We start from the raw sequence: 26,388 nt of genomic DNA on the forward strand, positions 1-26,388 counted from the left end.
GCGCGTGACAAAAGTTACTGATGTGAGTCCTGAGCCGGGCCGGCGGGGACGCTGTGCCGGTCGGGCGGTGCCGGTGAAAGTAGTGTCAGGGCCGTGATCGACCTGAAGCTGCTCCGGGAAGACCCCGACGCCGTGCGCCGCTCCCAGCTCAGCCGCGGTGAAGACCCGACGCTGGTGGACACGCTGCTGTCGGCCGACGCCGCACGCCGGGCCGCCATCTCCTCCGCCGACGCGCTGCGCGCAGACCAGAAGTCCGCGAGCAAGAGCGTCGGCGCCGCGTCGCCCGACGAGCGGCCCGCGTTGCTCGCGCGCGCCAAGGAACTGGCCGAGCAGGTGAAGGCCGCCGAGGCCGCCCAGGCCGAGGCGGAGGCGGCGTTCACCGCGGCGCACATGGCCATCTCGAACGTCGTCATCGACGGCGTCCCGGCCGGCGGGGAGGACGACTTCGCCGTCCTCGACACCGTCGGCGAACCCCCCGCGCTCGACGACCCCAAGGACCACCTCGAGCTGGGCGAGTCGCTGGGCCTGATCGACATGCAGCGCGGCGCCAAGGTGTCCGGCTCGCGGTTCTACTTTTTGACCGGCCAGGGCGCGCTGCTGCAGCTCGGCCTGCTGCAGCTGGCGGCGCAGCTGGCAGTCAGCAACGGTTTCACCCTGATCATCCCGCCGGTGCTGGTGCGCCCAGAAGTGATGTCGGGCACCGGATTCCTCGGCGCCCACGCAGAAGAGGTGTATCACCTCGACGCCGATGATCTTTACCTCGTCGGCACGTCCGAGGTGCCGCTTGCCGGCTACCACGCCAACGAGATCCTCGACCTGTCCGGCGGACCGCTGCGCTATGCGGGCTGGTCGTCGTGCTTCCGGCGCGAGGCCGGCAGCCACGGCAAGGACACCCGCGGCATCATCCGGGTGCATCAGTTCGACAAGGTCGAAGGCTTCGTCTACTGCACGCCCGCCGACGCCGAGGCCGAACACCAGCGGCTGCTGGGTTGGCAGCGCGAGATGCTGGCCCGCATCGAGGTGCCGTATCGGGTGATCGACGTGGCCGCAGGCGATCTCGGCTCGTCGGCCGCCCGCAAGTTCGACTGCGAGGCGTGGGTTCCCACGCAGGGCACCTATCGCGAGCTGACGTCGACGTCGAACTGCACCACGTTCCAGGCGCGCCGGCTGTCGACCCGCTACCGCGACGAGAACGGCAAGCCCCAGACCGCGGCCACGCTCAACGGCACGCTGGGCACCACCCGCTGGCTGGTGGCGATCCTGGAGAACCACCAGCGGCCCGATGGCAGTGTGCGGGTTCCCGAGGCGCTGGTGCCGTTCGTCGGCGCCGAGGTGCTCGAGCCGGGTGGGTAGCTAGCGCCCGCCGGCCAGCTGCCCCGGGGTGTGGCCGAACGCCCGCCGGTAGGTGTCGATGAACGCACTCGCCGTGGCCCAACCACATTCGGCCGCCACCGACGTGACATCGCGCCGATCGGCGAGCAACACGAGGGCATGCTGCAGCCGGACCTGGGTGCGCCATTGCGGGAACGTCATGGCCAGCTCGTCGCTGAACAATCGGCTCAGCGTGCGTTGTCCGACGCCGACCCGATCGCCGATCTGCTGCAGCGTCAACGGCTCGCGCAGGTTGTCGGCGATCAGTGCGCACGCCCGGCGCAGCCGGGGGTCGACGGGCGTGGGGATCCACAGCGGCTCCGCGACGCCGGTCGCCCGCACCTGGTCGTGCAGGACGGCCAGCATCCGGTGATGCTCGGCGGTCTCGGTGCCGTCGGCCTGCGAACACGCGATGATCAGTTCGCGCATCAGCGGGCTGACCGCCAGCACGGCCGGCGCCCGCGGGCCGCGGCGGTAGCGGCCGGGATCCAGTGCGACGCCGTGAAATTGCGTCGTGCCGTGGAACTTGTGCTCGTGCCAGCATCCGGCCGGTATCCAGATGGCGCGATTGGCCGGCGTGATCCACGTTCCGGCCGGGGTGGTCACCGACACCGCGCCCGAGGACGGGTACACGATCTGGTGTTGCGGATGGCGGTGCCGTTCGATCCGCGCGCCCGGCGGCAGCGTCTGCGCCGACGTGACCAGTCCGTGGTGGCTGATTTCCGACATATCTCGGCAGGATATCGGAAGCACGCACCCGCCGTCGCGGCCTAGCGTGGGCGGTATGGCGATGAATCTGATCCACCGACGGCGCTGCAGCTCCCCGTCATGGGAAAGGGCGGTGGCCGATCAGCTGCTGCCGTGGGCGCTCCACGGCGTCGAACTGGGCACGCGCACTGTGGAAATCGGCCCCGGATACGGCGCGACGCTGCGCGCCCTGCTCGATCGCACGGAATCACTCACGGCCGTTGAACTCGACGGCGCGATGGCCGATCGCCTGCAGCGCCGCTACGGCGAGCGGGCCCGGATCATCCAGGCGAGCGGCACCGAAACCGGCCTGCCCGCAGCCGTTTTCACGTCGGTGGTGTGCTTCACGATGCTGCACCACGTTCCCACCGCCGCGTTGCAGGATCAGCTCTTCGCCGAGGCGTTCAGGCTGCTGCGGCCCGGCGGGGTGTTCGCCGGTAGCGACGGCGTCCCGTCGCTGGCGTTCCGACTGATCCACGTTGCCGACACCTACAACCCCATCGCGCCGAAGGACCTGCCCGGCCGGCTTCGCGCCGCGGGATTCACCGACATCGACACCGAGGTCAAGCGTGGCCGGCAGCGATGGCGGGCCACCAAACCGGGCTAGGCGCTGATCTTCGGCGCGGCCTCGCCGGTGACCTGCGCGTGCCGGCGCTGCCGTTCCATCGTCGCGAAGTAGAAGGCGAACGCGAACGCGAAGCTGGTGAACAGGCTGGACACGAAGTACAGCCAGGGGTGGCGCAGCCCGCGCCGGTAGCCGTCCACGATCGTAAAGATCGGCAGCAGAATCACATTCGCGATCGTGTAGTCCTGGCTGGCCGAGCTCGCGGCGGGGTTGGTGAACATCAGCTTGATGTATTCGGCCCAGCTCCCGTGTTCGCCCCACAGGGGATTGGTGGAGCCCTGCGAGTACTCGTGCACGAACGTGATGTTGAAATACCAGCCGAGCGCCACGGACGCGATGCCGACGACGTAGTAGACGATTTCCATCGGCGAAAACAGTGGGCCGTTGGCCGGCCGGGCGAAGACCTTCGAGTTCGACGTGACGATCCAACCGATGACCGCCAGTCCGAGCACCGCGTGAGTGAGTAGCGAGACCATGGGCGCAGTCTCACCCGCGCCGCAAAGTTTTGTCAATATTGACACAACAAACCGAATGGCCAAACCGAAGTGTTGGTATCTTGCTGCAATGGTCAGGCCCGCTCAGACGGCGCGCAGCGAGCGCACCCGCGAAGCGTTGCGCCAGGCCGCCCTGGTGCGCTTCCTCGCCCAGGGTGTCGAGGACACGTCGGCCGAACAGATCGCCGCCGACGCCGGGGTGTCGCTGAGGACGTTCTATCGCCACTTCAGCTCGAAGCACGACCTGTTGTTCGCCGATTACACGGGGCTGCACTGGTTTCGCGCGGCCCTGGACGCCAGGCCGGCCGACGAACCGATCATCGACTCGGTGCAGTCGGCCATCTTCTCGTTCCCGTACGACGTCGACGCCGTCACCAAGATCGCCGCGCTGCGCCAGGACGAGCTCGACCCCGGCCGCATCGTCCGCCACATCCGGGAGGTCCAGGCCGACTTCGCCGACGCCATTGCGGCACAGCTGCAACGGCGTGGCCGCGGTAACGCGGAGCCGACGGCCGACCAGCGGGTGCGCACCGCGGTGACCGCGCGGTGCATCGCGGCGGCCGTCTTCGGCGCGATGGAGGTCTGGATGGTCGGCGACGAGCGGTCTTTGGGCGAACTCGCGCGGCTGTGCCACGCGGCGTTGGAGTCGCTGCGGGCGGGGATCACCGACTCCTGGCTCACCGCGACCTCCGGGCAAGTTTCGTCATAATTGACAAAACTTTGGGGCCGTGCGAGCCTCCTTTGCGGAGGGCAAGAACATGACTGGATATGACGCGATCGTCATCGGTGCGGGGCACAACGGTCTGACCGCGGCGGTGCTGCTGGCCAAGGCCGGGCTGCGGACGGTGTGCCTGGATCCCAAGCTCTACGCCGGCGGGATGGCTTCCACCGTCGAGCTTTTCGACGGGTATCAGTTCGAGATCGCCGGCTCGGTGCAGTTCCCGACATCACAGGTGGTGGTCGACGAGCTGGGCCTGGACACCCTGCCGACGATCGACCTGGACGTGATGTCGGTGGCGGTGCGCGGGGTCGGCGACGATCCGCTGGTTCAATACAGCGACCCGGTCAAGCTGTTCACCCACCTCAACGAGGTGCACGGGGCCGACGCCGTCAACGGGATGGCGGGGCTGATGGCGTGGAGCCAGGGCCCGACCCGCGCGCTGGGCCGCTTCGAAGCCGGCACCCCGCCCAAGAGCATCGACGAGATGTATGCCTGCGCCACAAACGAATTCGAGCGCGCGGCCATCGACGACATGCTGTTCGGCTCGGTCACCGACGTGCTGGACCGCTACCTGCCCGACCGCGAGAAACACGGCGCGCTGCGCGGTTCGATGACCGTGCTGGCCGTCAACACGCTGTACCGGGGCCCGGCCACCCCCGGCAGCGCGGCCGCGCTCGCCTTCGGCCTCGGCGTTCCCGAGGGCGACACGATGCAGATGAAGAAGCTGCGCGGCGGCATCGGCGCGCTCACCTCGCACCTGTGCGACGTGCTGGAAAGCCACGGCGGCGAGGTTCGGCTGCGCACCAAGGTGACCGAGATCCTCGTCGCGGACGGGCGGGTGACCGGCGTGCGCACCGAGGCGGGGGAGACGCTGCACGCCCCGATCGTCGTTTCGGGCATCGCCCCGGACACCACGCTCAACGACCTGATCGATCCCGCCGCGCTGCCCGCCGACATCCGGGCGCGCTACGCGCGCATCGACCACCGCGGCAGCTACCTGCAGATGCACTTCGCGCTGGACGAGGCCCCCGCCTTCGCCGCGCCGTATGAGGCCCTCAACGCACCGGCCATGCAGGCCTCCATCGGCCTGTTCTGCACGCCGGAAGAGGTCCAGCAGCAGTGGGAGGACGCGCGGCGCGGGGTCGTTCCGGCCGATCCCACGGTGGTGCTGCAGATCCCCTCGCAGAACGACCCGGACCTCGCTCCGGCGGGCAAGCACGCCGCGTCGGCGTTCGCGTTGTTCTTCCCGATCGAGGGGGACGTGGATTATGGGCAGGCGAAGGTCGAAATGGGTCAGCGGGTGATCGACAAGATCACCCGGCTCGCGCCGAATTTCGAACGCAGCATCATCCGGCACACCACCTTCACGCCCAAGCACATGGGGGTGATGTTCGGCGCCCCGGGCGGCGACTACTGCCACGGTCTGTTGAACGCGAATCAGGTCGGCCCCAACCGGCCGGGCCCCAGGGGGTTTCTGGGCCAGCCGATCCCGATCGAGGGGCTGTACCTGGGCAGCGCGGGATGCCACGGCGGACCCGGCATCACGTTCATCCCCGGCTACAACGCGGCGCGTGCGGCATTGGATGCGCGCTGACCCTCACCCAGCGTGTAACCAGTGCGAGAAATCACGCCGGAATTCGCCATCAGTGCACGTTCAGCGGCCCGACGCCGGGCGCTCGCCGGCCGGGGACGCTAGCCGCGGGCGGCCAGCAGTTCGTCGAGCAGCGCGGTGAACTCGTCGGGACGCGCCGGCGTGAACGCGGGGCTGGGCCAGGTGCCTGGTACGTCCAGGGTGATCAGCGTCGACCGCAGCGGCCGTCGGATGTCCAGGGGAAGCCAGCGGCGGAAATCGGAGCTGCCCCAGATTCGGAGCCGCTGCGTGAACAGGCCCAGGCTTTCGGCTTTGTAACCGCGGATCGAGCCGAGCGCGATGACCTTCGATGTGCCCGACGGAAAGTGGTAGCGGCGCAACGTGATCGCCGCGCGATCCAGCTGAACCAGCCCATCGTCGTAGGAGTCGTAGGAGCGGTGGGAGTCGTTCACGCGCGGCGACTCCGCAGCTGGTGGCCCCGCGCGGTCAGGCACCGCCCGTCGTCCAATCGCCACTGCCACCCGTGCAGGTTGCAGGTCAACGTGTTCCCTTCTACCACACCGAATTTCGACAGATCGGCCTTGAGGTGGGGACAGCGGCGCTGGATCTCCCAGCCGTCCAGCGTGACCGACGCCGAGTCGTCGTGGGTTTCGGCGAACCAGCCGTCGGCGTAGGCGATGCGTTCGTCGGTCAGGCACTTGAAGAAGGTGTAGAGGTACTCGTTGTAGCCGCCGACCCGCCACGCCCGAAAGCGGGTGGACAAGAAGATGGTGTTGACCCAGTCGGGTTCGCGGTCGCGCAGCACGGTGCGCACCAGCTCCGGTGCGATCTCGAATCCGTAGCGGACTTTCTCGTCCGGAATCCGTTCCCGCACGGCGCGTTTCGGGAAGTCCAGGATCACCGTCTCGGGACCGAGCACCAGTTCGACGGGGTAGCCGATCCCGTCGCAGATCTCGTCGCTTTGGGACATGATCGGCTCGAACAACGCGCGCAGCGATTCCAGGAGGGGTTCCCCGGCCGCGGGGGCCCAGCTCGCCCGCTCGGCGGCGACGACGGGCGCCATCCGCTCGGCGTACGCGGCGATGTAGTCGGCCTTGCCCGTGGTGAAGATGGCCTCGACCTCGTCGGTGGGCAGCGGGTGGCGCAGCGAATTCAGGGTGGACCCGGTGAAGTCGGCGGTCGACCCGGGCATCATCAGCAGGCCGCCGTCGTGGCCGTGCGTGCGCATCTGGTCCAGGAACACCATCTGGTCCGGAAAGATGTTGGCCGGATCCGCGTGGTCGTCGTTGAGGTGGCGCAGCTCGGGATCCAGGAAGCACGGCGGCCCCGCGGACGGGACCACCCACGTAGCCCCGACCTGGGCGAGGTACTGGCGGGCGCGGTCCATCTGCCGTTGCCGCTTCTGGACGCCGAAGGACTCCTTGGCGCGCGCCGGCATGTCGTAGACCATCGGGTACCAGATCGCCCCGGAGTACTGCAGCAGGTGCACATCGATGTGCCCGAACTCGGCGGCCAGCACGTCCAGGTCGACGGGCCGGGCGTCGTTCATGTTGAAAACCGTTGTGGCGCCGTCGGAGACCAGCAGCGCCGAATCGCCGATCGGGCCGTCGGCGGGCGCCCGCAGGGCGATGATCATGACGTCCAGACCGCCACGGGGACCGTCGATCCGATGCTTCACCGAATCGCTGGTCTCGAAGAATCGGTGAAAGCCCAACTCCTGCAACGCGTTTCGCAGGTCAGGCACGGGAAAGTCCGGCAGCAGGACCGTCGCGTCCTTGTTGACGTGCTCGGCCAGGTTCTTCGCGTCGAAGTGGTCCTTGTGCAGGTGCGACACGTACAGGTAGTCGCAGGCGCCCAGCTTGTCCCAGTCCAGCGTGCTGTTGTCCGGGAACGGGAACCAGGAGGCGAAGTAGGCCGGATTGACCCAGGGGTCGCAAAGGATGCTGCCCGCTTGGGTCTCGATCAGAAATCCGGCGTGGCCTACGCTGGTGACCTGCACTAATACCTTTCCGGGGGGCGCTGGGGGACCGAGTCGGGGTCGGCCGGCGGTGACGGTTTTTGCGCCCCCGAGCTTAGCGCGAGGCGCCATCCGGGGGCGCCGCGCAGCCCGGAGCACTAGGCTGATGAGCTGTGGAACCGGTTTACGGGACTGTCATCCAGCTAGCCCGCTTGGTATGGCGCGCGCAGGGGCTGAAGATCACGGTCACGGGTGTGGAGAACCTCCCGACGAGCGGCGGTGCGGTCATCGCGATCAACCACACCGGCTATTTGGACTTCACGTTCGCGGGGTTGCCCGCCTACAAGCAGGGCCTGGGCCGCAAGGTGCGGTTCATGGCCAAGCAGGAGGTCTTCGACCACAAGGTCACCGGGCCCATCATGCGCAGCCTGCGCCACATCTCGGTGAATCGGCAGGACGGCGCCGCCTCCTACGAGGCCGCCGTCCGGCACCTGAAAGACGGTGAGCTGGTCGGGGTTTACCCCGAGGCCACCATCAGCCGCAGCTTCGAGATCAAGGAGTTCAAATCGGGCGCGGCCCGCATGGCGGTCGAGGCCGGGGTGCCGATCGTCCCGCACATCGTCTGGGGCGCCCAGCGCATCTGGACCAAGGACCACCCGAAGAAGCTCTGGCGGCCGAAGGTGCCGATCGTCGTCGTGGTCGGGGAACCGATCGAGCCGACGCTGGGCATCGAGGAATTGAAGGGCCTCCTGCATTCCCGGATGCAGCACCTGCTCGAACGCGCGCAGGAACTCTACGGCGCCCATCCCGCCGGGGAGTTCTGGGTGCCGCACCGGTTGGGCGGGGGCGCCCCGTCGCTGGCGGAAGCGGCCCGGCTGGAAGCCGAGGAGGCGGCCGCCCGGGCGGCGCGCCGGGCGCGCCCCGCAGGGGCGCCGGAGCAGTGATCGATGGTGGAGCCGACCTTCCGCGCGCTGGAGCTCCTGGCCCAACTGGCGGTGGCGGCCACCGGCACCAAAATCACCTATCGCGGCGAGCAGCACATCCCTGAGCGGGGTGGGGCCGTGGTGGCGATCAACCACACCAGCTACGTCGACTTTTTGCCCGCTGGCCTGGCCGTGTACCGCCGGGGGCGGCGCCTGCGGTTCATGATCAAGGCGGAGATGCAGCAGGTCAGGGTGGTCAACTTCCTGATCAAGCACACCCGCACGATCCCGGTGGACCGGGGCGCCGGCGCGGGCGCCTACGCGGTGGCCGTGCAGCGGCTCCGTGAGGGTGAGCTGGTGGGCGTGTACCCCGAAGCGACGATCAGTCGCAGCTTCGAGCTCAAGGAGTTCAAGACGGGCGCCGCGCGGATGGCGCTGGAGGCGAACGTCCCGATCGTCCCGGTGATCGTGTGGGGGGCGCAGCGCATCTGGACCAAGGACCACCCGCGTAAACTGGGTCGGGCCAAAATTCCTGTCACCGTGCAGGTGGGCGCGCCGTTGCAGGTGCGCGAAGACATTGCGCAGACCGACGCTGCCCTGCGCGACTCGATGACGACGTTGCTGCACGAGGCGCAACGGGACTATCCGCACGAGCCCGGGGCGTACTGGGTGCCGCACCGGCTGGGCGGGACGGCCCCGACCCGCGCGGAGGCCGCGCGCATCGAGGCCGACGAGGCGGCGGCCCGATCGGCCAAGAAGGCGGCCAACCGGGCCGACCGCCCGTCGCAGTAGGCGAAGGAGACAACATGCCCGAGGGGTTCTACCGGCTGGCGGAGTGGATCGTCCCGCCGATGGTCGCCATGCAGGGAACCAAGTTCACCTATGAGGGCCTCGAGAACATCCCCGAGCGCGGCGGCGCCCTGCTGGCCCAAAACCACACCAGTTACTTGGACTGGCTTCCCACGCTGATGGCCGTCCGGGAGCGCCGGCGGCGCGCGTATTTCATGATCAAGGCCGAGATGGCCGACGTGAAGGCGGTCAACTACGTCATCAAGCACGCCCGGCTGATCCCGGTGGATCGCAGGTCGGGTCACGACGCCTTCGACGCGGCGGTGCAACGCATGCGCGAGGGCGAGCTGATCGGGACGCACCCCGAGGCCACCATCAGCCGCAGTTTCGAGCTGCGGGAATTCAAGACCGGGGCCGCGCGCATGGCGCTGGAAGCGCAGGTGCCGATCGTCCCGGTGATCGTGTGGGGCGCCCACCGGATCTGGCCCAAGGACCATCCGAAAAAGGTGCTGCGCAACAAGGTTCCGATCACCGTGGTCGCCGGGCGCCCGCTGCCACCGCGGGGCACGCCCGAGCAGCTCAACGCGGTGTTGCGTGAGGCGATGAATGCCCTGCTGTATCGGGTGCAGGAGGAATATCCGCACCCGAAGGACGAATTCTGGGTGCCGCGCCGATTGGGGGGCGGCGCGCCCACCCAGGAGGATTCCCGGGCCATCCGGTTGTCGGAATTGCAGGAGCGGATGCAGAAGTACGGGACCGACGGCGTCACGCGCCCGGGGCAGACGCAAAGCGGATTGCATTGAGCGGTCGGGCCCGAGGACGATGAAGCCGACGCTCATCGCCTGCGACGTCGACGGCACCCTGTTCGACGACGACGAAAAGATCACCCCGCGCACCCGCGACGCCATTCGCGCCGCGGTGGACTCCGGTGCGCAGTTCGTCGTGGCGACCGGGCGCCCGCCCCGGTGGATACGTCCCGTCGTCGACGCGCTGGGCTTCGCCCCAATTGCGGTGTGCGCCAACGGCGCCGTGATCTATGACTCCGCCACCGACCGGGTGATGTCGACGCGCACGCTGTCCGTCGACACCCTGGCCGAGTTGGCGGAGCTGGCGACTCGCGTCATACCCGGCGCGGGTCTGGCCGTCGAGCGGATCGGCGAACGCGCCCACGACACGGCGACCCCGCAGTTCATCAGCTCGCCGGGCTACGAGCATGCCTGGCTCAACCCCGACAACACCGAGGTGTCGATCGAGGACCTGCTCAGCGCCCCGGCGATCAAGCTGCTCATTCGCCGGGCCGGGGCCCGTAGCTCCGACATGGCCGCCGAGCTGGCCAAGCACGTCGGCATCGAGGGCGACATCACCTACTCCACCGACAACGGCCTGGTCGAGATCGTGCCGCTGGGGATCAGCAAGGCCACCGGGGTGGACGAGATCGCCAGGCCGCTGCAGATCGCCCGTGAGGAGGTGGTGGCGTTCGGCGACATGCCCAACGACCTGCCGATCCTGCGCTGGGCGGGCCATGGCGTGGCGATGGGCAACGCCCATCCCGACGTGCAGGCCGCCGCCGACGAGGTGACCGCCGCCAACAACGACGACGGCGTGGGGCGGGTGCTGGAACGTTGGTGGCTTTAACGCGCCTCAGGTGGCGCCGGGGTGCGCCGGTAGCGAGAAGTGTTCGGCGGGCACCGTTGGGCCGCTTGGCAATTGGGTGGCCAGCGGCGTCGTGATGCCGTCCACCACCTCGGTGACGTTTCCGGTCAGCCGCTCGAAGTTCAGCGTCCCGTGCTGGAAGTTCTGCGTAATCTGCAGCGGCTCTTGTATTTCCGCGCTGGTCGGCAACCCGAGTGGGCCGCGCTCGTAGCTCTGCGATCCCCAGGCGTCGTAGATGGCGCCGGTGACCGGCTGGGGGCCGGTCTCGGGTGACCAATACATGGCGCCCCGGGCGAAGGTGACAAAGCGGGCGTCACCGGCCGCGCTGTCCTCGGGCGCGGTCGGCGCACCCAGCACGCTGTTCATCCCGCCGATCGCCTGCCAGTGATCGTAGATCGCGCCGCCCTGCAGCGCCTTGATAAGTTCCTCCGGTGGGTCGTTGAAATGCGCTGCGATGTCCCGTATCTCGTCCATCAGCGCGTAGGCGGCGTTGCCCGGGCAGTCGGTGTTGCCGACGTCACGGTGGGTGAAGATGGTCGGCAGCGTCGCGACCGAACCCGCCGGGAAGGTGGTGTAGTGGCTGCCGGCCGACTCCAGTTGCACCGTGCCCTTGGGGTCGACGCCGTCGATGCCCAGCCGCCAACCGAGCAGGCGGCCGACGGTGCGCAGTTGGATCGGTGTCGGGGGCACGTCGTCGAAGTTGCCGATCATCGACACGCCCCAGGTGTTGCGGTTGAACCCGCCGGTGTGGAAGGCCTCGACCGCCTTGGTGAGCCCGCCTGCGCTGCCCTCGAACACCTGTCCGTACTTGTCGACCAGCGCGTTGTAGGCGATGTCGCACCAGCCCAGCGTCTTGCTGTGGTAGGTGTAAATGGCCTTGACGATCCCGGCCGATTCCAGCGGCGAATAGTCGTTACTGCCCGCGGTGTGGTGGATGACCGCGGCGCGAATCCCGTTGTCGTACTGCGGGCTACCGCATCGCAGCGATTCGTCGGCACCCCATTCCGCGCGGCTGATGATGGGGGGCGCCTGCCCGGGCATCACCACCCCGGACGGAGGTGTCCACTGGGTTTGGGTCGGCGCTTGGGGCGGGGAGATGAGGACGGCGGAGATGTTCTGCCCGAAGGGCTGTTCCCTCGACGCCGGTTTGTACCCCAGATCCTTCGCTTCAGTCGGGGACGCCGGGGGCGGCTGGGTCGCCTTCGCGTCGAGCGGCCGGGTCACCGCGATCTGGACGGTGGTCGTGGTGCCGACGAAGACCGGGTCCGTGCCGCGCGGCCCCTCCGCAACGCCGGCCGGATGGGCGGCCCCCGCGGGGTCGGGCGCCGCGGTTTCGTACTCCGTCTGATACCAGGGGCCCCACGAGCCGTCGGGGTGTCTGGCGCGCACCCGGGTCGACGTGCCGGCCAGGTCGCCGGTCAGCGCCACCAACGAGAACGGAGTGTCCTGACCGATTTCGCGAACCGTGACTCCGGCGCCCAGTCCGATGAGCGGTTGCTCGACGAGTTGGGTGCCGCGCGCCGGCGCTGGGCCGGCGGCAACGCGACCGCGCGTCGCGTCCCCCACCCACGAGACGATGACGACGGTCGCCGCGATGGCGGTGAGCATCATCGTCGGCGCGCGACTGCGAGACACCAGCCGATGTTACGTGTGTTTCTAATGTTATCTATGAGACGACACGAGGTTGGGCGTGGCCGAATCTCGACCAAAATCGACGGCACCGCAGATGATTCTGCGGTGCCGTCTGGTGGAGGGTTCGGGTAAAGGTCAGACCGGGGGCAGTGCCGGCACCGCGCCCGCGGCCGCCGGAAGCGCACCGGCGGCACCCGCGGCGGCCGGGAGTGCTCCCGCCGCGGCACCGGGCAGGGCGCCCGCGGCGCCCGGCAAGGCACCCGCGGCGCCCGGCAGAGCGCCCGCGGCGGCACCCGGGAGGGCGCCCGCGGCCCCGCCGCCCTGCATGCCCTGCGTGATGGCCGGCATCACCAAGCCCTTGAGCAGGTCGATCGCCTGACCGGCGCCCAACTGGTTGGCCGCCTGCATGACGTCGTTGACCAGGCCGCCGCTGGCGCCGGATCCGGAGCCACCGCCCAGGCCGGTGCCGCCACCGATGGGCGAAGCGTTACCGAACGTCGACGGGTCGCCGAGGATCGGGTAGGTGCCGCCGACGCCCGGGTCCAGGCCGGCCCCGGAGTCGATGGGTACCTCGCTCGGCGACAGGGTCGGGCTGCCGAGCCCCGGCGCCACCCCGGCCGGGCTGGTCAGCCCGGGGTTGGACAGCGCGGGGTTGAGCCCGGCGCCCGGGGTCGCGATCCCCGCGCCCGGGGTGGCCGGCAGCGCACCGGGCGCGGTGAGCCCGGGCGTCGTAGGAGCCGCGCCGGGGTTCGTGAGGCCCGGGCTCGCCAGCCCGGGGCTGGTCAAACCGGGGCTCGTCAGGCCGGGGCTGGTCAAACCGGGGCTCGTCAGGCCGGGATTGGTCAGGCCCGGCGTCCCCAGCCCGGGGGTCCCGAGGCCCGGAGTGCCCAGGCCGGGACTGGCGAGACCGGGTGTGGTCGCGCCCCCGCTCAGGGCGGGAACCGGAGGCATGTTGATCCCGAATTGCGACAGCCCCTGGGACAGCGCGCCCATCAGCTCGCCGGGCAGGTCGCTCATCACCGCGGCCTGCTTGAACTCGTGATGCTCGGGCGCCTTGTGGTCGGCCGTCGATTCGTAAACAAGGAAGTATGCGCACGGACTCGCCACTGCCAGGGCGGCAACCGCGCTCATGGCTGTCGAGAGCTTGCGTCGGCGTCGGTTCGGCACGGAAGTCTCCTCTATCTGACTATGTGTTGTGTTGGCGGTCCCGCCGGTCCTATCTGGCTGGAATCACACACAGTCGATGGTACGAGTGGGGACCCTGTTACTAGAGTGGTGATATTGAATCGTGAGGCAATTGCGACCAGGACTGTGATCGCGAGCCCGGGACCTCCCACCGGCCGCCGCGAAGGCCCCCGCGGCGGCGCCCGTCAAACGGCCGGCCCTCTCCGTGGCCTCGCCAAATGGGTTAGGGCCCCGCGGTCGGATACCCTAAGCAACCGATGACAGCTCGTTTCGATCTTTTCGTCGTCGGCTCTGGATTCTTCGGACTGACCATTGCCGAGCGCGTGGCTACCCAGCTTCAGAAGCGTGTACTCGTGGTGGACCGCCGTCCGCACATCGGTGGCAACGCCTATTCGGAAGCCGAGCCGCACACCGGCATCGAGGTGCACAAGTACGGCGCCCACCTGTTCCACACCTCTAACAAGAGGGTCTGGGACTACGTGCGGCAGTTCACCGAGTTCACCGACTACCGGCACCGGGTCTTCGCCATGCACAACGGGCAGGCCTACCAGTTCCCGATGGGGCTGGGCCTGGTGTCGCAGTTCTTCGGCAAGTACTTCACCCCCGACGAGGCGCGCAAGCTCATCGCCGAGCAGGCCGCCGAGATCAAAACCGAGGACGCGCAGAACTTCGAGGAGAAGGCCATCTCCCTGGTCGGCCGGCCGCTCTATGAGGCCTTCCTCAAGAACTACACCGCCAAGCAGTGGCAGACCGACCCCAAGGAGCTGCCGGCGTCGAACATCACCCGGCTGCCGGTGCGCTACACGTTCGACAACCGCTACTTTTCCGACACCTACGAGGGCCTGCCGGTCGACGGGTACACGGCGTGGCTGCAGAACATGGCCGCCGACGACCGCATCGAGGTCCGGCTGGACACCGACTGGTTCGACGTGCGCGACCAACTGCGCGCGGACAGCCCCGACGCGCCGGTCGTCTACACCGGCCCGCTGGACCGCTACTTCGACTACGCCGAGGGCCGGCTGGGCTGGCGCACGCTGGACTTCGAGCTGGAAGTGCTTCCGATCGGGGATTTCCAGGGCACACCGGTGATGAACTACAACGACGCCGACGTGCCCTACACCCGCATCCACGAGTTCCGGCACTTCCACACCGAGCGCGACTATCCGGCCGACAAGACCGTGATCATGCGCGAATATTCGCGGTTCGCCGAGGACGACGACGAGCCCTACTACCCGATCAACACCGAGGCCGACCGCGCCGTGCTGGCCGCCTACCGGGCCAGGGCGAAGTCCGAAACCGCTTCGGCGAAGGTGCTTTTCGGCGGGCGGTTGGGCACCTACCAGTATCTGGACATGCACATGGCCATCGCCAGCGCACTGAACATGTACGACAACGTCCTCGCGCCGCACCTGCGCGACGGCAAAGCTCTAGTGGGGGAGAGCGACTGATGCGTGCCACGACGATGCAGAGCGAAGCGATGAGGAGGAGTGGCGCCTGATGCGTGCTACGACGATGCAGAGCGAAGCGATGAGGAGGAGTGGCGCCTGATGACTGCCGTAAGCCTGTTGTCCCGAATCATCCTGCCGCGTCCCGGCGAGCCGCTCGACGTGCGCAAGCTGTACCTGGAGGAGTCGACGACCAACGCCCGGCGTGCGCATGCCACCAGCCGCACCTCGCTGGAGATCGGCAAAGAGTCCGAGGTGTCGTTCGCCACCTACTTCAACGCGTTCCCCGCGAGCTACTGGCGGCGCTGGTCGATCTGCAGTTCGGTCGTGTTGCGCGTCGAGCTGACCGGGACCGGACGCGTCGACGTCTACCGGACCAAGGCCACCGGGGTGCGAATCTCGGTGGAGGGCCGCCAATTCGTCGGCACCGACGAGCAGCCGGCCGTCGTCGAGATCGAGGTGGCCCTGCGGCCGTTCGAGGACGGCGGCTGGATCTGGTTCGACATCACCACCGACACCGAGGTCAACCTGATCAGCGGCGGCTGGTATGCGACCGAGCCGGCCCCGGGCACGGCCAACATCGCCGTCGGCATCCCCACCTTCAACCGCCCCGCCGACTGCGTCAACGCGCTGGCCGACCTCACCGCAGACCCGTTGGTGGACAAGGTGATCGGCGCGGTGATCGTTCCGGACCAGGGCACCCGCAAGGTGCGCGAACACCCGGACTTCCCGGCGGCGGCCGCCGGCCTGGGCGATCGGTTGTCCATCCACGACCAGCCCAACCTCGGCGGCTCCGGCGGCTACAGCCGGGTGATGTACGAGGCGCTGAAAAACACCGACTGCCAACAGATCCTGTTCATGGACGACGACATCCGCATCGAGCCGGACACGATCCTGCGGGTGCTGGCTCTGCACCGCTTCGCCAAGACACCGATGCTCATCGGCGGCCAGATGCTGAACCTGCAGGAGCCGTCCCACCTGCACATCATGGGCGAGGTCGTCGACCAGTCGAACTTCATGTGGACCGCCGCGCCGCACGCCGAATACGACCACGACTTCGCGCAATTTCCGTTGAACGACAAGAACCCTCGCAGCGCACTGCTGCACCGGCGCATCGACGTCGACTTCAACGGCTGGTGGACGTGCATGATCCCCCGGCAGGTCGCCGAGGAACTGGGCCAGCCGCTGCCGCTGTTCATCAAATGGGACGACGCCGAATACGGCCTGCGCGCCGGCGAGCACGGCTATCCGACCGTCACCCTGCCCGGCGCCGCCATCTGGCACATGGCCTGGAGCGACAAGGACGACGCCATCGACTGGCAGGCCTACTTCCACCTGCGCAACCGGCTGGTGGTCGCGGCGCTGCACTGGGACGGTGACATCACCGGGCTGGTCCGCAGCCACCTCAAGGCGACGCTGAAACACCTTGCCTGCCTTGAGTATTCGACGGTGGCGATCCAGAACAGGGCCATCGACGACTTCCTCGCCGGGCCCGAGCACATCTTCTCGATCCTGGAATCCGCGCTGCCGGAGGTGCATCGCCTGCGCAAGGAATACCCGGACGCGGTGGTGCTGCCGGCGGCCAGCGAGCTACCGCAACCGCGCTACCAGAGCAGGGTGATGAACCCGCCGGTCAACCCGGTGTCGATCGGTTACCGGCTGGCCCGCGGGATCCTGCACAACGCGACCAAGGCCGACACCGAGGCGCACCGGACCCCGGAGTACAACGTGCCGACCCAGGACGCGCGCTGGTTCCGCTTGTGCACCGTCGACGGCGTGACGGTCACGACGGCCGACGGATGCGGCGTGGTCTACCGACAGCGGGACCGCCGAAAGATGTTCTCGCTGTTGTTCAAATCGTTGCGCCGGCAGCGTCAGCTGCTCAGCCGGTTCGACGAGATGCGCAGGGTCTATCGCGACGCACTGCCGGTGTTGTCCAGCAAGCAGAAGTGGGAGACGGCGTTGCTGCCAGCTGCGGAACATGCCTGAGGCCTCTGCTGCGCAGGCCCCGCGCGGTGAGGTGGCCGCGCTGGTCGCCGTCCAGGCGGCGCTGGGCGGTCGGCCCGGGGTGCTATCGGTGGCGCGCGCGCTGTCCCACTTCGGCGAGCACAGCGTCGGGTGGGTGGCCGTCGCCCTGCTCGGCGCGGTCCTGTCGCCGAAGCGGCGCGGGGACTGGCTGATCGCCGGGGCCGGCGCCTTCGTCGCCCACGCCGCCGCCGTGGTCGTCAAGCGGATCGTGCGGCGCAAGCGGCCGCACGATCCCGCCGTCGTGGTGAACGTCGGCACGCCCAGCCAGTTGAGTTTTCCCTCCGCGCATGCCACTTCCACCACCGCCGCCGCCATCCTGATGGGCCGGACCACCGGCCTGCCGCTACCCGCGGTCCTGGTGCCGCCGATGGCGTTGTCGCGAATGTTGCTGGGCGTGCACTACCCCAGCGACGTGGCCTGCGGCATCGCCCTGGGTGCCGTCATCGCGGCGATCGCGCGCCGCGCCGGACAGGTGCAAGAGGTTGTAAGAGGTAACGCATGACCGAGGAAACCGAGGAAGTGGTGGCCGGGCCGCCCAGCAACCTGGTCGCCGGGGTGATCAAGGCGCTCCGCCCGCGCCAGTGGGTGAAGAACGTCTTGGTGCTGGCCGCGCCGGTGGCCGGGCTGGGCAGCGGGATTCGATACGACTACGGGCAGATGCTCACTCAGGTCGGGTTGGCGTTCGTGGTGTTCAGCCTGGCGGCGTCGTCGATCTATCTGGTCAACGACGTGCGCGACGTCGAGGCCGACCGCGAACACCCCACCAAGAGGTTCCGCCCGATCGCGGCGGGCGTCGTGCCCGAGTGGCTGGCCTACGCCCTGGCGGTGCTGCTGGGTGCGGCCTCGCTGGGCATCGCCTGGATGGTGACGCCGAACCTGGCCTTGGTGATGGCCGTCTACCTCGGCATGCAGCTGGCGTACTGCTTCGGACTCAAACACCAAGCGGTGCTTGACATCTGCATCGTGTCATCGGCGTACCTGCTGCGCGCCATCGCCGGCGGCGTGGCCACCGAAATCCCGCTGTCACAATGGTTTTTGCTCTCGGCGGCGTTCGCGTCGCTGTTCATGGTGGCCGGCAAGCGTTACGCCGAACTGCAATTGGCCGAACGCACCGGCGCCAAGATCCGCAAGTCGCTGGAGAGCTACACCAGCACGTACCTGAGGTTCGTCTGGACCATGTCCGCCACCGCGGTGGTGGTCTGTTACGGCTTGTGGGCGTTCGAGCGCGACCACCATTCGGGGTCCTGGTTCGCGGTCTCCATGGTCCCGTTCACCATCGCGATCCTGCGCTACGCGGTCGACGTGGACGGCGGTCTGGCCGGGGAGCCCGAAGACATCGCGTTGCGGGACCGGGTGTTGCAGCTGCTGGCGGTGGCGTGGATCGCGACCATTGGAGCCGCCGTTGCCTTCGGTTAGCCCCGAGCTGCAGGCGCTCAAGGCGCGCATGATGCGCAGCCGGCCGGTGATCAGGCGGCCCGGCTGGCCGGTGTTCCCATACACGACCATGGTGCGGACCAGCCTGTGGATCGGCGTCGCGGTCGTCGCCGTCCTGTTCGGTTGGGGCGCCTGGCAGCGGCGGTGGATCGCCGACGACGGGCTCATCGTGTTGCGCACCGTGCGCAACCTGCTCGCCGGCAACGGGCCGGTCTTCAACCAGGGCGAGCGGGTGGAGGCCAACACCTCCACCGCCTGGACGTACCTGATGTACGCCGGCAGCTGGGTCGGCGGCCCGCTGCGCATGGAGTACGTGGCTTTGGCTCTGGCGCTGGTGCTTTCGGTGCTCGGTGTGGCGCTGCTGATGCTGGGCGCCGCGCGGCTGTACGCGCCCAGCCTGCGCGGGCGCAAAGCGATCATGTTGCCCGCCGGCGCACTGGTGTACATCGCGCTGCCGCCGGCGCGCGACTTCGCCACCTCGGGCCTGGAAAGCGGTTTGGCGCTGGCCTACCTCGGGCTGCTGTGGTGGATGATGGTCTGCTGGGCGCAGCCCGTTCGCAACCGCCCGGACAAGAACGTGTTCGTCGGCGCGCTGGCGTTCGTCGCCGGGTTCAGCGTCCTGGTCCGGCCCGAGCTGGCGCTCATGGGTGGGCTGGCGCTGATCATGATGATGATCGCCGCCCGGACCTGGCGGCGCCGCGCGCTGATCGTGGCGGCCGGCGGTCTCCTGCCGGTCGGCTACGAGATCTTCCGGATGGGCTACTACGGCCTGCTGGTGCCGGGCACCGCCCTGGCCAAGGATGCGGCCGGGGACAAGTGGTCCCAGGGCATGATCTACCTCTCGAACTTCGACGCCCCGTACGCGGTGTGGATACCCGTGGTCCTGCTCGTGCCGCTGGGCGTGCTGCTGTTCGCAGCCCGGCGCCGGCCCTCGTTCCTGCGGCCCGCGCTGGCGCCCGACTACGGGCGGGTGGCCCGGGCCGTGCACAGCCCGCCGGCGGTGGTCGCGTGGGTCCTGATCAGCGGCCTGCTGCAGGCCCTGTACTGGATTCGGCAGGGCGGCGACTTCATGCACGCGCGGGTGCTGCTGGCGCCCGTGTTCTGCCTGCTGGCCCCCGTGGCCGTCGTCCCGGTCGCCATCCCCGACGGCCAGGACTATTCGCGCGAGACCGGTAACTGGGTGGCCGGCGCGGCCGCCGCGCTGTGGCTGGGGGTGGCCGGCTGGTCGCTGTGGGCCGCGAATTCACCCGGCATGGGCGACGACGCCACCCACGTCACGTACTCCGGCATCGTCGACGAACGGCGCTTCTACGCCCAGGCCACCGGTCACGCACATCCGCTGACCGCCGCGGACTACCTGGGCTACCCGCGGATGGCCGCCATCCTGACGGCCCTGAACGACACCCCCGACGGCGCGCTGCTGCTGCCGTCGGGCAACTACATCCAATGGGACCTGGTGCCGCAGGCCCAGCCCGCGCCGGGCGACAAACCGCAAAAGCCGCAGCACGCGGTGTTTTTCACCAACCTCGGCATGGTCGGCATGAACGTCGGGCTCGACGTCCGGGTCATCGACCAGATCGGGCTGGCGAATCCACTGGCGCAACACACCGAGCGGCTCAAGCACGGCCGCATCGGGCATGACAAGAACCTCTTCCCGGACTGGGTGATCGCCGACGGCCCCTGGGTGAAGGTGTACCCGGGAATCCCGGGCTACCTGGACGCGCAGTGGGTCGCCGACGCGGTCGCGGCGCTGAAATGCCCCGACACCCAGGCGGTGCTCGGCTCGGTGCGCGCGCCGATGAACCCGCATCGGTTCCTGTCCAACGTGCTGCACTCCTTCCAGTTCACCAAGTACCGCATCGACCGGGTCCCGCTCTACGAGCTGGCGCGGTGCGGGCTTCCGATACCCGAACAATCGCCCCCGCCGCCTCGCGAGTAAGCGCTGCGCAGAAGAAATTTCGGCAGATTTCACCACGATTACGGCCGGCCCGTCACGAAAAAATGGCAGCAACATCACATTTGGCCTCTCACCAGCTGGCAATGGCGGTCAAGCACATGCGCAATACTCGCCTTTTCTACACGTGTTTGACATGAAAACCGCTGGGTAGGTGGGCCGCTCGCCGGTTCGGGGGCCCGCCTCGATGCGAACGAATGGGGCAAGGTGTGGTTGACTACACGGGCACTCCTGCGCTTCGCGCGGTGACGATGCGGGCCGACCGGTTCGACGAGGAGCCGTGCAAGTGGGTACGCGCAGGCAGTTCGACCCAATCAGGAAAGCGCCCAAACGGACGAATGCGCCGGGAGGCCGCAAGAAGGATGAGGAAGCAAGGATGACGCTTGTCGACAGATTGCGCGGCGCCGTGGCGAGTATGCCGCGCCGGCTCGTGGTGGGGGCCGCCAGTGCGGCGCTGCTGACGGGCCTGATTGGCGCCGTCGGGGGCTCGGCGACCGCCGGTGCCTTCTCGCGCCCGGGTCTGCCGGTGGAGTACCTGCAGGTTCCGTCCGCCGGGATGGGCCGCGACATCAAGGTTCAGTTCCAAAGCGGCGGCGCGAACTCGCCGGCTCTGTACCTGCTCGACGGCATGCGTGCGCAGGACGACTTCAACGGCTGGGACATCAATACCCCGGCGTTCGAGTGGTACAACCAGTCGGGCATCTCGGTCGCCATGCCGGTGGGTGGCCAGTCCAGCTTCTACTCCGACTGGTACAAGCCCGCCTGCGGCAAGGCCGGCTGCACCACCTACAAGTGGGAGACCTTCCTGACCAGCGAGCTCCCCGCGTACCTGCAGAGCCAGAGGCAGGTCAAGCCGACCGGCAGCGCCGTCGTCGGCCTGTCGATGGCCGGATCGTCGGCGCTGATCCTGGCCGCCTACCACCCCGAGCAGTTCGTCTACGCCGGATCGCTGTCGGCGCTGCTGGACCCGTCTCAGGGCATGGGCCCGTCGCTGATCGGTCTGGCCATGGGTGACGCCGGTGGCTACAAGGCCGCCGACATGTGGGGCCCGAAGGAAGACCCGGCCTGGGCGCGCAACGACCCGTCGCTTCAGGTGGGCAAGCTCGTCGCCAACAACACCCGCATCTGGGTGTACTGCGGTAACGGCAAGCCGTCCGACCTCGGTGGCGACAACCTGCCCGCGAAGTTCCTCGAGGGCTTCGTGCGGACCAGCAACCTGAAGTTCCAAGACGCCTACAACGCCGCCGGTGGCCACAACGCGTTCTGGAACTTCGACGCCAACGGCACCCACGACTGGCCCTACTGGGGCGCGCAGCTGCAGGCGATGAAGCCTGACATGCAGTCGGTTCTGGGCGCCACCCCGGGCGCGGGCCCGGCCACGGCCTCGGCTGCCGGTAACGGAACCGGCCAGGGCACCTAAAACACGCCAAGCACCACGACTCGCGGCGGGAACCCTTCGGGGTTTCCGCCGTTAGTCGTTCGCGGCACGTGTGACGTGTTTCACTACCCGGCGAGCGCGGGGGCCGGCCCGCTGGCTAATGTGCATTCAGCGACTAGACGATGGAGGGTGGACATGACGGTCGTGCGGGGTGTGCCAGCGCTTCTTCGGGCGTTCTGCCTGGCCGCGCTAGCGGTCGGGCTGGCCTTTGTCTCACCGGCGGTCGGGGCCGTCGGCAAGGCCAGGGCCGCGGGCTACGAAAGCCTGATGGTTCCGTCGGCGGCCATGGGCCGGGACATCCCGGTGGCCTTCCTCGCCGGCGGCCCGCACGCGGTGTACCTGTTGGACGCCTTCAACGCGGCGCCCGACGTGAGCAACTGGGTCACCGCCGGCAACGCGATGAACACGCTGAGCGGCAAGGGCATCTCGGTGGTGGCCCCGGCCGGCGGCGCGTGGAGCATGTACACCAACTGGGAGCAGGACGGCAGCAAGCAGTGGGACACGTTCCTGTCCAGCGAGCTGCCCGATTGGCTGGCCGCCAACAAGGGCCTCGCGCCCGGTGGCCACGCCGCCGTCGGCGCCTCCCAGGGCGGCTACGGCGCGATGGCGCTGGCCGCCTTCCACCCCGACCGCTTCGGCTTCGCCGGCTCGCTGTCGGGCTTCCTGTACCCGTCGAGCACCAACTACAACGGCGCGATCCTGGCCGGGCTGCAGCAGTTCGGCGGCGTGGACGGCAACGGCATGTGGGGTGCGCCGCAGCTGGGCCGGTGGAAGTGGCACGACCCGTACGTGCACTCGGCGCTGCTGGCGCAGAACAACACGCGGGTCTGGGTCTACAGCCCGACCAATATGGGCGGCGACGACGCGGCCATGATCGGCCAGGCGTCCGCGGCGATGGGCAGTTCCCGGGAGTTCTACCAGCAGTACCGCAGCAACGGCGGGCACAACGGCCACTTCGACTTCCCGGGCGGCGGCGACAACGGCTGGGGCTCGTGGTCGGGGCAACTGGGGGCCATGTCGGGCGACATCGTCGGCGCCATCCGCTAGCAGCCGCGGCGGGTCGCGGCCCGGATTCGCCTAGCCGCAGAGCCGGTACCGTGTAGGAGTGCAGCAGGGGTCGCGAGGGCCGCTTGCCCGGATCCGAGCTGCGAATCCACCGACTCTGCTGGCAGGAGAACATGGCTAACAGCGCCCGGCGTAAGCGTCGCCGCACCCTCGCCTGGGTTGCCGCCCTTTCGGTCGCCGGTGTCGTCCTGTTGGTCATCGTGGCCGTCGTCACCGTGCTGCGCGGGCGCGAGTCGCAGCCCAGCGCGGTGCCGCCCGGGGTCTTGCCGCCGTCGTCGACGACATCGCACCCGCACAAGCCGCGACCCGCATCCCAGGACGCCTCGTGTCCCGACGTGCTGCTGGTCAACGTTCCCGGCACGTGGGAGTCCGCCCCCCAGGACGACCCCGCCAACCCGCTGCAGTTCCCGAACGCGTTGCTGCACAAGGTGACCGCGAGCCTCACCCAGGACTTCCCCGCGTCGCGGGTGCAGGCGTACACCACCCCGTACACCGCTCAGTTCCACAATCCGCTGAGCGGCGACACGCAGATGTCCTACAACGCCAGCCGCGCCGAAGGCACCCGCGCCACCGTGGCGGCGATGACCGACATGAACACCAAGTGCCCGCTGACCAGCTATGTGCTGATGGGCTTTTCGCAGGGCGCGGTGATCATGGGCGACATCGCCAGCGATATCGGCAACGGCCGCGGGCCCGTCGACGAAGACCTGGTGCTGGGTGTGACGTTGATCGCCGACGGGCGTCGTCAGCTCGGGGTGGGTAATGACATCGGGCCCAACCCGCCGGGCCAGGGCGCCGAGGTCACGCTGCACGAGGTGCCGATCTTGTCCGGGCTGGGTCTCACCATGACCGGCGCCCGCCCGGGCGGCTTCGGTGACCTCAACGGCAGGACCAACGAGATCTGCGCCCCGGGCGACCTCATCTGCGCCGCACCGGAAGAGGCCTTCAGCATCGCCAACCTGCCGAGCACGCTGAACACGTTGGCCGGCGGGGCCGCCCAACCGGTCCACGCGTTGTACGCGACGACCCAGTGCTGGAGCGTCGACGGGGCCCCGGCGACCGACTGGACGTTGAACTGGGCTCACGGGCTGATTGCAAATGCGCCACAACCGAAACACGGATGACCGGGGCGGTGGGACACAGGCTTTAGGTAGCGGTTGCCGGTGGCTATCAGCGGTACCTTGTGATTTGGTCTGCCGTGGGCAGGCCCGTAACATTAAGAGGAATTTAAGAGCTACCAGACTTTGTCGCGGACCCGGGTCGGGGTCGATGCCGGCTGGGACTGGCACGTGACCGCCGTTCTGGCCCGCGCGTAGACATGTAACGGTCGGCGGTAGCCGGCCAGAGCTAGGACCGAGACGTCGGCGGAGCCGACCGAGATAACAAACGTCGGCGGAGCCGACCTAGATACAGGTGTGACAGGAGAGCGGCATGGCGTACCACAACCCGTTCATCGTGAATGGAAAGATCAAGTTCCCCGACAACACGAACTTGGTCAAGCACGTTGAGAAGTGGGCGCGGGTGCGTGGCGACAAGCTCGCCTACCGGTTTGTCGACTTCTCCACCGAACGCGACGGCGAGTACCGCGACATCGTGTGGAGCGACTTCAGCGCCCGCAACCGGGCCGTGGGCGCCCGCCTGCAGCAGGTCACCCAGCCGGGCGACCGCATCGCCGTGCTGTGCCCGCAGAACCTCGACTACCTCATCGCGTTCTTCGGCGCGCTGTACGCCGGCCGGATCGCGGTGCCGCTGTTCGACCCGGCCGAGCCGGGTCACGTCGGCCGCCTGCACGCCGTCCTCGACGACTGCTCCCCCTCGACGATCCTGACCACCACCGACGCCGCCGAAGGCGTCCGCAAGTTCATCCGCGCCCGTTCGGCCAAGGAGCGGCCCCGCGTCATCGCCGTCGACGCGGTCCCCAACGAGGTCGCGTCCACCTGGGAGCCGCCCGAGGCCGACGAGAACACCATCGCCTACCTGCAGTACACGTCCGGCTCCACCCGGACCCCGACGGGCGTGCAGATCACCCACCTCAACCTGCCCACCAACGTGCTGCAGGTGCTCAACGGCCTGGAGGGCAAGGAGGGCGACCGCGGGCTGAGCTGGTTGCCGTTCTTCCACGACATGGGGCTGATCACGGCGCTGCTGTCGCCGGTGCTCGGCCACAACTTCACCTTCATGACGCCGGCCGCCTTCGTACGCCGGCCGGGCCGGTGGATCCGCGAGATGGCGCGCAAGCCCGAGGACGCTCCCGACAGCGAGGTCTTCACCGTCGCCCCGAACTTCGCCTTCGAGCACGCGGCGGTACGCGGGGTGCCCAAGGAGGGTGAGCCGCCGCTGGACCTGAGCAACGTCAAGGCGATCCTCAACGGCAGCGAACCGGTGTCCCCGGCGTCGATGCGCAAGTTCTACGAGGCGTTTTCGCCCTACGGTCTGCGGGAGACCGCGATCAAGCCGTCCTACGGCCTGGCCGAGGCGACGCTGTTCGTCTCCACCACGCCGATGGACCAGGCGCCCACGGTCATCCACGTCGACCGTGACGAGCTGAACAAGCAGCGCTTCGTCGAGGTGCCCGCCGATTCGCCGAAGGCCGTTCCGCAGGTCTCGGCCGGCACCATCGGTGTCGACGAGTGGGCCGTCATCGTCGATCCCGAGACGGCGAGCGAGCTGCCGGACGGTCAGATCGGCGAGATCTGGCTGCACGGCAACAACCTGGGCACCGGCTACTGGGGCCGCGAGCAGGAGACCAACGACATCTTCCGCAACATCCTCAAGTCGCGGATCAGCCAGTCGCACGCCGAGGGCGCCCCCGACGACGGCATGTGGGTCAAGACCGGCGACTACGGCACCTACTACAAGGGCCACCTCTATATCGCGGGCCGCATCAAGGACCTGGTCATCATCGACGGCCGCAACCACTACCCGCAGGACCTCGAGTACTCGGCGCAGGAAGCCAGCAAGGCGCTGCGCACCGGCTACGTCGCCGCCTTCTCGGTGCCGGCGAACCAGCTGCCGAAGGAAGTGTTCGACAACCCGCACACCGGCCTCAAGTACGACCCGGATGACAGCTCCGAGCAGCTGGTGATCGTCGCCGAGCGGGCCGCGGGCTCGCACAAGCTGGACTACCAGCCCATCGCCGACGACATCCGGGCGGCGATCGCCGTGCGCCACGGCGTCACGGTCCGCGACCTGCTGCTGGTGCAGTCGGGCACGATCCCGCGGACCTCCAGCGGCAAGATCGGGCACCGCGCGTGCCGCGCCGCCTACCTCGACGGCAGTCTGCGAAGCGGCGTCGGATCCCCGACCGCGTTCGCCAATTCCACCGACTGAGCTACA

The 26,388-nt window shown here is 68.6% G+C and carries 23 protein-coding genes; 17 read left to right on the top strand and 6 right to left on the bottom strand.

Annotated features, from left to right (window positions below):
- Positions 1-93 precede the first annotated feature (93 nt).
- Positions 94-1,353, top strand: a complete 1,260-nt coding sequence (gene serS / locus P6281_RS00990) for a serine--tRNA ligase (protein ID WP_008262975.1) — start codon at positions 94-96, stop codon at positions 1,351-1,353.
- On the opposite strand, the gene P6281_RS00995 is transcribed toward serS, so the two are convergent.
- The gene (locus P6281_RS00995) at positions 1,354-2,100 is read right to left on the bottom strand and encodes an AraC family transcriptional regulator (RefSeq protein WP_014383635.1); all 747 of its coding nucleotides are present in this window, start codon (positions 2,098-2,100) and stop codon (positions 1,354-1,356) included.
- Positions 2,101-2,155: 55 nt separating this feature from the next.
- Here P6281_RS00995 and P6281_RS01000 point away from each other — a divergent pair, with 55 nt between their 5' ends.
- Entirely contained in the window at positions 2,156-2,725 is a 570-nt protein-coding gene (locus P6281_RS01000) for a class I SAM-dependent methyltransferase (RefSeq protein ID WP_324738576.1), read from the top strand.
- On the opposite strand, the gene P6281_RS01005 is transcribed toward P6281_RS01000, so the two are convergent.
- Positions 2,722-3,219, bottom strand: coding sequence for a DUF2834 domain-containing protein (locus P6281_RS01005; protein WP_008262978.1), 498 nt, complete (start codon positions 3,217-3,219; stop codon positions 2,722-2,724). The two genes, P6281_RS01000 and P6281_RS01005, sit on opposite strands and share 4 nt — an antisense overlap.
- Before the next feature lie 88 nt (positions 3,220-3,307).
- On the opposite strand from P6281_RS01005, the gene P6281_RS01010 reads away from it, so the two are divergent.
- Both P6281_RS01010 and P6281_RS01015 read left to right on the top strand, forming a co-directional pair.
- Positions 3,308-3,946, top strand: a complete 639-nt coding sequence (locus P6281_RS01010) for a TetR/AcrR family transcriptional regulator (RefSeq protein ID WP_014381611.1) — start codon at positions 3,308-3,310, stop codon at positions 3,944-3,946.
- Between the two features lie 49 nt (positions 3,947-3,995).
- Entirely contained in the window at positions 3,996-5,552 is a 1,557-nt protein-coding gene (locus P6281_RS01015; RefSeq protein WP_014381612.1) for a phytoene desaturase family protein, read from the top strand.
- Positions 5,553-5,650: 98 nt separating this feature from the next.
- Here the strand turns inward: P6281_RS01015 and P6281_RS01020 are convergent, their stop codons facing one another.
- Entirely contained in the window at positions 5,651-6,001 is a 351-nt protein-coding gene (locus P6281_RS01020; RefSeq protein WP_009956952.1) for a hypothetical protein, read from the bottom strand.
- Positions 5,998-7,548 carry an MBL fold metallo-hydrolase gene (locus P6281_RS01025; protein ID WP_009956951.1) on the bottom strand — a complete coding sequence of 517 codons (1,551 nt, stop codon included), beginning with the start codon at positions 7,546-7,548 and terminating at the stop codon, positions 5,998-6,000. Before P6281_RS01025 ends, P6281_RS01020 begins: the two co-directional genes overlap by 4 nt.
- A 131-nt stretch (positions 7,549-7,679) precedes the next feature.
- Between P6281_RS01025 and P6281_RS01030 the strand changes: the two genes are divergently transcribed.
- Genes P6281_RS01030 through P6281_RS01045 form a run of 4 tightly spaced genes read left to right on the top strand, consistent with a single transcriptional unit; the run spans position 7,680 to position 10,853 of the window.
- Positions 7,680-8,450 (top strand): lysophospholipid acyltransferase family protein, encoded by a 771-nt coding sequence (locus P6281_RS01030; protein WP_026071075.1) that lies wholly within the window; start codon positions 7,680-7,682, stop codon positions 8,448-8,450.
- A 3-nt stretch (positions 8,451-8,453) separates the two neighbouring features.
- On the top strand, positions 8,454-9,221 hold the full coding sequence (locus P6281_RS01035; RefSeq protein ID WP_014378848.1) for a lysophospholipid acyltransferase family protein: 768 nt from the start codon (positions 8,454-8,456) through the stop codon (positions 9,219-9,221).
- A gap of 14 nt (positions 9,222-9,235) precedes the next feature.
- Positions 9,236-10,021, top strand: coding sequence for a lysophospholipid acyltransferase family protein (locus tag P6281_RS01040; RefSeq protein WP_014378849.1), 786 nt, complete (start codon positions 9,236-9,238; stop codon positions 10,019-10,021).
- 19 nt (positions 10,022-10,040) lie between these two features.
- Positions 10,041-10,853 carry a Cof-type HAD-IIB family hydrolase gene (locus P6281_RS01045; RefSeq protein WP_008263000.1) on the top strand — a complete coding sequence of 271 codons (813 nt, stop codon included), beginning with the start codon at positions 10,041-10,043 and terminating at the stop codon, positions 10,851-10,853.
- 6 nt (positions 10,854-10,859) lie between these two features.
- Here P6281_RS01045 and P6281_RS01050 read toward each other — a convergent pair whose 3' ends face one another.
- On the bottom strand, positions 10,860-12,506 hold the full coding sequence (locus P6281_RS01050) for an LGFP repeat-containing protein (RefSeq protein WP_179293376.1): 1,647 nt from the start codon (positions 12,504-12,506) through the stop codon (positions 10,860-10,862).
- 132 nt (positions 12,507-12,638) lie between these two features.
- The gene (locus tag P6281_RS01055; RefSeq protein ID WP_173662725.1) at positions 12,639-13,670 is read right to left on the bottom strand and encodes a PirG; all 1,032 of its coding nucleotides are present in this window, start codon (positions 13,668-13,670) and stop codon (positions 12,639-12,641) included.
- Between the two features lie 275 nt (positions 13,671-13,945).
- Between P6281_RS01055 and glf the strand changes: the two genes are divergently transcribed.
- The 9 genes from glf to fadD32 all read left to right on the top strand — a co-directional run bounded on the left by glf (position 13,946) and on the right by fadD32 (position 26,382).
- The gene (glf, locus tag P6281_RS01060; RefSeq protein WP_008263005.1) at positions 13,946-15,136 is read left to right on the top strand and encodes a UDP-galactopyranose mutase; all 1,191 of its coding nucleotides are present in this window, start codon (positions 13,946-13,948) and stop codon (positions 15,134-15,136) included.
- A 99-nt stretch (positions 15,137-15,235) separates the two neighbouring features.
- Positions 15,236-17,122, top strand: a complete 1,887-nt coding sequence (locus tag P6281_RS01065) for a glycosyltransferase (protein WP_008263006.1) — start codon at positions 15,236-15,238, stop codon at positions 17,120-17,122.
- Positions 17,115-17,663: a phosphatase PAP2 family protein gene (locus P6281_RS01070; RefSeq protein ID WP_179960096.1), complete on the top strand. Its 549-nt coding sequence runs from the start codon at positions 17,115-17,117 to the stop codon at positions 17,661-17,663. The genes P6281_RS01065 and P6281_RS01070 overlap by 8 nt, the downstream gene beginning before the upstream one ends.
- Entirely contained in the window at positions 17,660-18,577 is a 918-nt protein-coding gene (locus P6281_RS01075; RefSeq protein ID WP_008263021.1) for a decaprenyl-phosphate phosphoribosyltransferase, read from the top strand. The genes P6281_RS01070 and P6281_RS01075 overlap by 4 nt, the downstream gene beginning before the upstream one ends.
- Positions 18,564-20,534 carry a terminal beta-(1->2)-arabinofuranosyltransferase gene (gene aftB / locus P6281_RS01080; protein ID WP_269147568.1) on the top strand — a complete coding sequence of 657 codons (1,971 nt, stop codon included), beginning with the start codon at positions 18,564-18,566 and terminating at the stop codon, positions 20,532-20,534. The genes P6281_RS01075 and aftB overlap by 14 nt, the downstream gene beginning before the upstream one ends.
- A 391-nt stretch (positions 20,535-20,925) precedes the next feature.
- Positions 20,926-21,969, top strand: coding sequence for a diacylglycerol acyltransferase/mycolyltransferase Ag85A (gene ag85A / locus P6281_RS01085; RefSeq protein ID WP_008263023.1), 1,044 nt, complete (start codon positions 20,926-20,928; stop codon positions 21,967-21,969).
- 162 nt (positions 21,970-22,131) lie between these two features.
- On the top strand, positions 22,132-23,034 hold the full coding sequence (locus P6281_RS01090; RefSeq protein ID WP_008263024.1) for an esterase family protein: 903 nt from the start codon (positions 22,132-22,134) through the stop codon (positions 23,032-23,034).
- A 131-nt stretch (positions 23,035-23,165) separates the two neighbouring features.
- Positions 23,166-24,176, top strand: coding sequence for a carboxylesterase Culp6 (gene culp6, locus P6281_RS01095; RefSeq protein ID WP_009956783.1), 1,011 nt, complete (start codon positions 23,166-23,168; stop codon positions 24,174-24,176).
- A gap of 307 nt (positions 24,177-24,483) precedes the next feature.
- Positions 24,484-26,382, top strand: a complete 1,899-nt coding sequence (fadD32, locus tag P6281_RS01100) for a long-chain-fatty-acid--AMP ligase FadD32 (protein ID WP_009956782.1) — start codon at positions 24,484-24,486, stop codon at positions 26,380-26,382.
- Positions 26,383-26,388: the final 6 nt, after the last annotated feature.

Source organism: Mycobacterium sp. 5-140-3-2 (assembly GCF_035666375.1).
Classification (GTDB): domain Bacteria; phylum Actinomycetota; class Actinomycetes; order Mycobacteriales; family Mycobacteriaceae; genus Mycobacterium; species Mycobacterium intracellulare.

What these genes read in the sequence shown, in the direction of transcription:
- P6281_RS00995 (WP_014383635.1), bottom strand. Translation starts at nt 2,100, where the DNA reads ATGTCGGAAATCAGCCACCACGGACTGGTCACGTCGGCGCAGACGCTG.
- P6281_RS01000 (WP_324738576.1), top strand. Translation starts at nt 2,156, where the DNA reads ATGGCGATGAATCTGATCCACCGACGGCGCTGCAGCTCCCCGTCATGG.
- P6281_RS01005 (WP_008262978.1), bottom strand. Translation starts at nt 3,219, where the DNA reads ATGGTCTCGCTACTCACTCACGCGGTGCTCGGACTGGCGGTCATCGGT.
- P6281_RS01010 (WP_014381611.1), top strand. Translation starts at nt 3,308, where the DNA reads ATGGTCAGGCCCGCTCAGACGGCGCGCAGCGAGCGCACCCGCGAAGCG.
- P6281_RS01015 (WP_014381612.1), top strand. Translation starts at nt 3,996, where the DNA reads ATGACTGGATATGACGCGATCGTCATCGGTGCGGGGCACAACGGTCTG.
- P6281_RS01035 (WP_014378848.1), top strand. Translation starts at nt 8,454, where the DNA reads ATGGTGGAGCCGACCTTCCGCGCGCTGGAGCTCCTGGCCCAACTGGCG.
- P6281_RS01040 (WP_014378849.1), top strand. Translation starts at nt 9,236, where the DNA reads ATGCCCGAGGGGTTCTACCGGCTGGCGGAGTGGATCGTCCCGCCGATG.
- P6281_RS01045 (WP_008263000.1), top strand. Translation starts at nt 10,041, where the DNA reads ATGAAGCCGACGCTCATCGCCTGCGACGTCGACGGCACCCTGTTCGAC.
- glf (WP_008263005.1), top strand. Translation starts at nt 13,946, where the DNA reads ATGACAGCTCGTTTCGATCTTTTCGTCGTCGGCTCTGGATTCTTCGGA.
- P6281_RS01065 (WP_008263006.1), top strand. Translation starts at nt 15,236, where the DNA reads ATGACTGCCGTAAGCCTGTTGTCCCGAATCATCCTGCCGCGTCCCGGC.
- P6281_RS01070 (WP_179960096.1), top strand. Translation starts at nt 17,115, where the DNA reads ATGCCTGAGGCCTCTGCTGCGCAGGCCCCGCGCGGTGAGGTGGCCGCG.
- P6281_RS01075 (WP_008263021.1), top strand. Translation starts at nt 17,660, where the DNA reads ATGACCGAGGAAACCGAGGAAGTGGTGGCCGGGCCGCCCAGCAACCTG.
- ag85A (WP_008263023.1), top strand. Translation starts at nt 20,926, where the DNA reads ATGACGCTTGTCGACAGATTGCGCGGCGCCGTGGCGAGTATGCCGCGC.
- culp6 (WP_009956783.1), top strand. Translation starts at nt 23,166, where the DNA reads ATGGCTAACAGCGCCCGGCGTAAGCGTCGCCGCACCCTCGCCTGGGTT.
- fadD32 (WP_009956782.1), top strand. Translation starts at nt 24,484, where the DNA reads ATGGCGTACCACAACCCGTTCATCGTGAATGGAAAGATCAAGTTCCCC.